11 protein-coding genes are annotated in these 7,208 nt (G+C 66.9%); 3 read left to right on the forward strand and 8 right to left on the reverse strand.

All coding sequences use genetic code 11. From position 1 onward, the window contains the following. Positions 1–35: 35 nt before the first annotated feature. Together ACRDSQ_RS32970 and ACRDSQ_RS32975 are read right to left on the reverse strand one after the other, a co-directional pair. Complete coding sequence (locus ACRDSQ_RS32970; RefSeq protein ID WP_431426601.1) at positions 36–209, reverse strand: DUF397 domain-containing protein; 174 nt, start codon at positions 207–209, stop codon at positions 36–38. Between the two features lie 2 nt (positions 210–211). After that, on the reverse strand, positions 212–1,096 hold the full coding sequence (locus ACRDSQ_RS32975; RefSeq protein ID WP_431426602.1) for a helix-turn-helix domain-containing protein: 885 nt from the start codon (positions 1,094–1,096) through the stop codon (positions 212–214). 114 nt (positions 1,097–1,210) lie between these two features. On the opposite strand from ACRDSQ_RS32975, the gene ACRDSQ_RS32980 reads away from it, so the two are divergent. From ACRDSQ_RS32980 to ACRDSQ_RS32990, 3 genes are read left to right on the forward strand one after another with little or no spacing between them, the layout of a single operon-like run. Next, entirely contained in the window at positions 1,211–1,495 is a 285-nt protein-coding gene (locus ACRDSQ_RS32980) for a hypothetical protein (RefSeq protein ID WP_431426603.1), read from the forward strand. Between the two features lie 37 nt (positions 1,496–1,532). After that, positions 1,533–1,703 carry a hypothetical protein gene (locus tag ACRDSQ_RS32985; protein ID WP_431426604.1) on the forward strand — a complete coding sequence of 57 codons (171 nt, stop codon included), beginning with the start codon at positions 1,533–1,535 and terminating at the stop codon, positions 1,701–1,703. Between the two features lie 9 nt (positions 1,704–1,712). After that, complete coding sequence (locus tag ACRDSQ_RS32990) at positions 1,713–1,934, forward strand: hypothetical protein (RefSeq protein WP_431426606.1); 222 nt, start codon at positions 1,713–1,715, stop codon at positions 1,932–1,934. Here ACRDSQ_RS32990 and ACRDSQ_RS32995 read toward each other — a convergent pair. The 6 genes from ACRDSQ_RS32995 to ACRDSQ_RS33020 form a co-directional block, all read right to left on the reverse strand. Next, positions 1,928–3,466 carry a polyamine aminopropyltransferase gene (locus ACRDSQ_RS32995; protein ID WP_431426608.1) on the reverse strand — a complete coding sequence of 513 codons (1,539 nt, stop codon included), beginning with the start codon at positions 3,464–3,466 and terminating at the stop codon, positions 1,928–1,930. The genes ACRDSQ_RS32990 and ACRDSQ_RS32995 overlap by 7 nt on opposite strands. Continuing rightward, a complete protein-coding gene (locus ACRDSQ_RS33000; RefSeq protein WP_431426610.1) occupies positions 3,463–3,885 on the reverse strand; it encodes a DUF350 domain-containing protein in 423 nt (140 codons plus the stop codon). Before ACRDSQ_RS33000 ends, ACRDSQ_RS32995 begins: the two co-directional genes overlap by 4 nt. A gap of 5 nt (positions 3,886–3,890) precedes the next feature. Next, positions 3,891–4,559 (reverse strand): hypothetical protein, encoded by a 669-nt coding sequence (locus ACRDSQ_RS33005; RefSeq protein ID WP_431426611.1) that lies wholly within the window; start codon positions 4,557–4,559, stop codon positions 3,891–3,893. Continuing rightward, a complete protein-coding gene (locus ACRDSQ_RS33010) occupies positions 4,556–4,987 on the reverse strand; it encodes a DUF4247 domain-containing protein (RefSeq protein WP_431426612.1) in 432 nt (143 codons plus the stop codon). The genes ACRDSQ_RS33005 and ACRDSQ_RS33010 overlap by 4 nt, the downstream gene beginning before the upstream one ends. Positions 4,988–5,034: 47 nt before the next feature. Continuing rightward, positions 5,035–5,634, reverse strand: a complete 600-nt coding sequence (locus ACRDSQ_RS33015) for a DUF4178 domain-containing protein (RefSeq protein WP_431426614.1) — start codon at positions 5,632–5,634, stop codon at positions 5,035–5,037. Between the two features lie 117 nt (positions 5,635–5,751). After that, positions 5,752–7,038 (reverse strand): hypothetical protein, encoded by a 1,287-nt coding sequence (locus ACRDSQ_RS33020; protein WP_431426616.1) that lies wholly within the window; start codon positions 7,036–7,038, stop codon positions 5,752–5,754. Positions 7,039–7,208: the final 170 nt, after the last annotated feature.

Below are 7,208 nucleotides of genomic sequence, written 5' to 3' on the forward strand. Positions count from 1 at the left end.
CCGTGCCACTTCGACGTGGCACGGGCCGATTCGGTTCAGTGTGACTTCGCGACCCGGATCAGGTCGGTGAACGCGGTGGTGGGCAGTTTCAGCGACCCGTTGTTCGGGTTCTTGGAGTCCCGCACAAGGGCGTGCGGGGCGGCCAGGGCCAGTTCGACGCAGTCAGCGTCGTTGCCGCTGTAGCTGCTCTTGCGCCAGCGATGTTCCATACTCAGCCTCCATCGAAGTCCGTCGCGATGGACCGCGTCAGCTCAACCGAGCCGGGCTCGTCCAACGCGACCTCCAACAGCTTCTCCACTGTCAACCTATAGAGGGTGACCTCATCTGGATCATCGCGAAAGAGGCCGGTCGTGCGCGCCTCGACAAACACGACTGTTGGGTCTTTCGCAAACTCCATGACCACGAACTGCCCCATCAGGCCCGGGTGGGCGACCACTTCGCGTGGGATCACGCGAAGGGAGACGTTGTCGCGGTCGGCGAGGTCGATCAGGTGCCGAACCTGTCGGCCCATCACCTTGGGGCCGCCGATCGGCGCGCGCAGTGCCTGTTCGCACAGGATCAGATTCAGCTGTGGCGGGGTCCGGCGAGTCAGAATCTTCTGGCGGGACATCCGCTTGCCGATCCGCGTCTCGATGTCGTCATCCCCTTCGTCCACCTGAATGGCTGACACGACCGCGTGCGCGTAATCAGCGGTCTGTGCAAGCCCGGGGATCAGCATCAGCTGGAAATTCGTGATCACCGTGGCATAGCTTTCGAAGTACAGATACGTCTGGCTCTGGACGGTCGACTTCGTGTACTCGACCATCCCTGAGCCACCCGAGCGCCCCACTGCCAGGCCGAGCAACCGGTCTCGTTCCGGGCCCACCACACCGACGATGGCCAGGATGGCGGACACTTCTTCCAGTGTCGGCTCTCGTTTACCGGTCTCCAACCTGCAGATAGTGCTCGCGGAAGTCCCGAGACGCTCGGCCACGTGCTCCAGAGTCAGCTGCGCGTCCTTGCGGTACCGACACAGCTCCGCGCCGAGTCCGCGCGAATTCACTCCGAGCCTCGTTCTATTCACTATTCCCCCTTGCGGTGTGCGCAAATAAGACACCAAAAACGCTATCCGAAACAGTGTTCGAGGCCAAGGAAGATCGCCCGATCGTGCAGTTGCAATGAATTGTCGCCGGCCGTGAAGCTGATGTCACCGAATTCGAGGAGGGTGTCAATGGCAGCAGACACACGAACCGCGGCGATGTTGGACAACACCGTGCGCACCCATTTGGCGATGCTGCTGACCGGCACCCAGTGCGGCAGCGACAGCCAGGTGCTCGCGTTGGCCCGCATGGAGACGCACCGACTGGTCGGCGCGGTCCTGGCCGCGCTGCGCGACCACGCTCTCGACTCCTCGGGTCGGTGCACGGTGTGCGGTGGGCGGTCCTGTTGCCTCCGCACCCAGATCAGCCACTCACTGCTTCCGGTGCGACCGCCCGCCAAGCCGGATGGCGGTTGAAACCCCCGACACCGACTTGGGAGATCCGATGCTTTGCGTGAACTGCAACAGCGGTGCCCACGAGTGGGGCGAGCACGAGGACGACCGATTCCCCGAACTGACCTTGCACCGCTGGTGGTGCGTCTGCCCGCTGTGTCCCGAATGCCCAGCGTTGGCGGTCACCGTCGACACCGCGCTGTCCTGGTACGGACAGCACCGATTCGCCTAGGAGCACCACGTGAACTGGGGCCGCTCGATCCTCGACGCCCGGCGCGGGCACATTCGCCAGACCCGCGACGGCGTGCCTCGGACCTTCATCACCAGTGACACCCGGGTCGGCATCGCCCTGTGCGGCGCGCTCCTGGTCGCCGACCTCGTCGCCCGAGGTGACTTCGCCCAGTGCTCGGCCTGCGTCGCGATCGCGGAAGCGGAGGAACGAAAGCGGGCTCAAGGTCAGTAGTTGGTCCACTCTTCGCGCGCGTAGCGGAGGATCACCGGGTCCATCAGCGTCGACACCGCCAGGTCGCCCGCGTTGCGGCGGTCCGGCGGGAACACCGTGGCGGCGGCCAGGGTCGGTGCGTCCAGCGAGCGCAGCGGCATCCCGGGCGGCAGGGTGAGCGTGGGTGCGGTGTCGCGGGCGGCGAGGTGGAAGCCCCACTCGCCGAACGCGGGGACCGACACCTCGTACGGCACGGTCTTGAGCCCGGCCGCCCGCAGGGTGTTCTCGACGCACCAGAAGGCGTTGGGGGCGAAGTACGGCGAGCCGGACTGGACGCTCATCCGGCCTTCGGGCGCCAGAGCGCGTTCGACCAGGCCGTAGAACTCCAGCGAGTAGAGCTTCGCCGTCGCCGTCGAGTCGGCGTCGGGCATGTCGACGATGATCACGTCGTACCGGTCGGTGGCGCCGCGCAGCCAGGTGAAGGCGTCCTCGGTCCGCACGGCCACCCGAGGGTCGGCGAAAGCGTTGCGGTTCAACGAAGTCAGCCGCGGCTCGGTGCGGGCCAGGTCGATGATCGCAGGGTCGAGTTCGACCAGCGTGACCCGCTCGACGTCGGGGTAGCGCAGGATCTCGCGCAGCCCGAGGCCGTCGCCGCCGCCGAGGACGAGCACGCGGCCGTGCGGCCCGGACATCGCCGGGTGCACCATCGCCTCGTGGTAGCGGTACTCGTCGACCGAACTGAACTGCAGGTCGCCGTTGAGGAACAGCCGCACGTCGTGGGTGCCCGCGAGCGCGATCGACTCGGTCAGCACGATCTCCTGGTACGGCGTGCGTTCCGCGTGCACGACCGGGTCGGCGTAGAGCGCCTGGCGGGCGGTGACCTCGAAGTCCTCCGCCATGACATACGCGCCGACCAGCACGCCGCCGACAACCACCGCCGAGCCGATGAGGATGGCTTTCGCCCGGCGGCCGAGTTCGGCGCGGAACACGGTCAGCACCAGCCCGAGCCCGGCGACGGCGTTGACCATGCCGACCGCCAGCGCGCCCTCGATCTGGCCGAACAGCGGCAGCAGCACGAACGGGAACGCGAGCCCGCCGAGCAGCGCGCCCACGTAGTCGGCGGCGAACAGGTCGGCGACCGCGGAACCCGCTTCCTGGCGGCGGATCCGCTGCAGCATCTCCATCAGGAGAGGGATCTCCGCGCCGATGAGCGTGCCCAGGACGAGCGCCATCGCGATGAGCGCTGGGGTGTAGAGGCTCAGCCAGGCGAACGCCGCGTACAGCAGGAGCACGCTGAGCCCGCCGAGGAGCGCGAGCACCAGCTCCACCGCCGCGAAGGCGGCGGCTGCCTTGCGCTGCAACGGCTTCGCCAGCAGCGCGCCCATGCCCATGGCGAACACCATGAGCGAGACGACGATCGACGCCTGTCCGACGGTGTCGCCGATCAGGTAGCTGCCGAGCGCGACGAGGGCGAGTTCGTAGACCAGCCCGCACGCCGCGCACACGAACACGGTCGCCAGCAGCGCGATCCTGGCCGACCGGGTCCGGGTCATGAGATCGCGGCGGCGATGATCACGCTGACGACAAGGTGCGCGGTGGCCGACACCCAGACCCCAGGGTGGCCTTCCTCGGTGCAGATGACCTCGCCGAGGCTGCCCGGGGTCACGGCGTCGATCACGACGAACGACAGGCTCATCAGGGCCAGGCCGATGAAGCCGTACACCGCGGTGTTCAGCAGGCCGACCGTGACGTTGTCGTCGCTGATCACGATGGCCGTGGTGAGGATGATGCCGATGCCGAGCAGGCCCGAGCACAGCAGCACCGCGGCGTTGCGGTTGCGCTCCACCCAGATCAGGTCGCGCAGCTTGCCGGGGGTGGCGACGTCGACGAGCACGAAACCCAGCGTCATCAGGATCAGGCCGACAGCCCCGTAGGCCAGCGTCCCGAGCAGTCCGTTGAGCAGGTCGGACACGGTGACTACCCTTCCTTGCTGCGCTTGCGGCGCAGGATGAATCCGATGACCAGGCCGATCAGGGCCGCTCCACCGAAGATCGACAGTGAGATGATCGCGCCGCGGTGGCTGGCGGTGAAGTCGGAGCCGGGGCGTCCGATCGCAGCCGTGGGCATGGCGGTGGCCTGCTCGGCTTCGAGCGGCTGGACCTTGCCCTTCTCGGTCAGCAGCAAGGGAAGCGCGAGGGCGCCGTAGGCGGTCGCCGTGGTCGGTTCCTCAAGCAGCGCTTTGGTGTCCACGCCCACGAGGGACAGGTCGGACGAGTACAGGGAAGGCAGGTCGGTCGAGGTCTGCACGGTCACCGAAGCGGAGTCTTCCGACTCGCTCGACGGCGACGTGTAGGTGATCGTGCTGATCAGGATCGCGTAACTGGGGCAGGCGTCGGCCGACACGTCGATGCCGCGGTTCGACCCCGACGTGATCACTTTGCCGGAGCCGTTCTTCACCGCCCAGCCGTAACAGACATCGTGCGCCACCGCGGCTTTCGCGAGTCGCGCGACCAGGTCCTTGCCGTCGGCCTCGGACAGCGTCGGGATCGTGGTGTCGTTGTCGCTCGACGACCACCAGCCCCCGTCGAGGCCCATCAGGAACACGACAAGCGCGATGACGGAGGTCCAGATGATGCCCTTCTTCACTTGCCCGCCCCCGGACCGCGGCCCCGGAACGACTCCCCGTGTCCGGACGTCCAGCCCCAGTTCCCGCCGACCGACGAGTGGTAGGTGCGGTAGGCGCGTTCCACGTCATCGACCCGGATGACGCTGCCCTTTCCCTGTGGCCGCACCAGCACCATATCGTCGTTGTAGCGCAGGTAGACCCCGCTCGCGTCGGCGTACTGCGAGACCGGCTTCCATTTCCCGGCGATGTTCGCCGCCACCACTGTCGGCGCGTTCCCGCTGGTGAAGGCGATCTCCTCACCCCGGTCGAGGTTCGCCGCGCGGGTGTAGGTGTTGTCGACGTAGTCACGCACGGTCGTCCCGCGGGCGAGCATCGCGATGGCGATCACCCCGGCGATGGCACCGAGGATGCCCGCCATCCAGAACCAGAAGCGCGGCTTCGTCGTCACCGGGGGAGGTGGCGGCGGAGGGGGCTTCTTGCGTTTGCGGCTGTTGTTCATTCCGCGCTCGCCGGGTAGATGCGCACGTCGTACATGGACAGCTTCGCGCCGGTCGACGCTTCCCAGTCGGCGTCGCCGTAGGCCTCAAAGGACAGCAGCGAGTCACCGGCGGCGTAGTCGTGGTACTTGACGACACCCTCGGCGTTGAGCCCGGTGGTCGCCTCGCTGCGGAACTTCGCGTTGCCCGACTCGTCGGACCGGTACTGCCTGCCGTCATACGCAAGCGTTTTCGCCCCCGGAGCCAAGTCCACGTCCTGCTCGGTCCAGGCGACCAACTCGATCTCGGGGTCTTCCTCAACCGACAGCCAGACCCGCTCGCCGTTCGTCTGTTCGAGCAGGTGCTCCGACCAGGACCAGCCACCCTCATCGAGCCGGAGCGTCCCTCGAACCAAGTAGGACTCACCGCGAAGCTCGACCAGGTCACCGGCCTTCAGCTTGCGCGGATCACCGTGAATCGCGTGGTGATCGTTGTCCGCGTACGGGTCGACCGGGCTCTTGGCGACCGCGGGCTTCCGCTTGCGCAGCCAGAGCCCCACGATCACCGCACCTATGGCCGCCGCGACGACAACGAGCAGCAGGACGACAAGTCCGTCCACTCAAGACCCCCTACCCAGATCCGACTCAGCGGCTCACACGGTAGGACATAGCGCAGCGTGGTCGAACGCGATCCCGCAAACTCATTCCGGCTGCGACTGTGAGCGATCACCCGATGCCTATCGCGGTGTCCGAGCCGTCGCGATGAGATCGTCGCCGGAGAGTTCGATGCCCAGTTGCGCACCCGGGTTGACGACCAGGATGGCCCCGGCCAGCAGCGGCATAAGGGTTCGTCCCTCGGCCTGCATCGTCCCCGCGCCTGCCCTCGGGGCGTAGCGAGGGGAGGAGTAGACGACGAGGAACCGCCTTCCGCGGGCGTCGACGCCCATCCGGAGCTTTTCCGGGCTGTCGACGTCCAGGATGAACAGGCTGTCCAGGGCGGCGCTGAGGATGCGCTGGTGTGGAAGCCAGCCCGCGGCGATGAAGTTGAGCACCAGTTCGAATTCGGTGTGCGGTTCGGGGTAGCCGCGTTTGCTCGGGCCGGGGCGGTACTCGTTGTTGATGTAGGTCTCGCCGGTCAGCTCGCCCGCCCGGTCGACCTTGTACGCACCCAGCAGCGCGAAGTTCGGCACGCCCTCGATATAGCGCGGGTTCAGTTCGGGGTCGGCGCACCACACCCAGCCACCCGGATTCCGACGGCCCTCTTCGCGCATCCCGTCAGTTATCGGGGGAAGGCCGGATCGGTTGGTCGCGGGCGGGGTGGCCGCCGGGATTTCGCTCTGCCGGGGCTGCCGCGAAGGCGCTTCCGCGTTGGCGGCTTCCTTCAGGTTCGCTCGCTCGAAAACCAGCCTGCCCGACAGATACGCGGCCGCGTAGTTCACGTCGGTGAACACCATCCGGTCACGTCGGGTATCGCCGTCAGCCCAGTAAACGGCGTAACAGTCGCCTTCGCGGACGATGCACCAAGCCCGATCTTTTTGGGTTCCCAGAGAATAGTGCCGCGGGCTGGTCATGCAGTCCTTGAGCGTCGTGCGCACCGGCTCCATCGCACGGTCGAACCGTTGCTCCACTGTGGACTCATCCCAGGGCCTGCCCATGGCGAGCGCGGCCGCGCGGCTCTTGGTGATCTCTGGAATCTCGGGAATCGCATACCGGTTCTGGCGGATGTGATCGACGAGTTCGAGGACCGGCGGGACGTCGTGTTCGCGCAAGTAGTAGGCCGCCGCGCTGGGCCAGATCCATCTGCCGTCGGTGTGAAAGCCCATGGGCACCGACGGTTCCGAGGTGTCCGCGAGTTCGTCCTCCGTCCGCCCGCGCGAGGACAGCACCAATGGTGCGTTCTCCAGGTAGTGCAGGATCGCGTTCTGTTCGCGCCTGCCGACCATCGGGCGGTACCACGTCGGCCGGTTGTCGGCGCCGACTCCGTCGAAGAGCGGCACGATCTCTGTCCGCGGCACCGTTTCCACGCGTGTTTCCTGCGTGGTCAGGTCGTAAACATTGCGTGCGCGTACCTGACGTTTCGCAGTTATGCGGCGGCTGAACTGCTGGTCACGGGCATGGCGGGATATTGATCGAGTGTGGCCTGGCCTGCGGTGACGGCGGTAATTCGGGTTCGCCGGAAGGCGATGAGCATGTC

It is taken from the genome of Actinokineospora sp. (genome assembly GCF_050699995.1).
Lineage (GTDB): Bacteria > Actinomycetota > Actinomycetes > Mycobacteriales > Pseudonocardiaceae > Actinokineospora.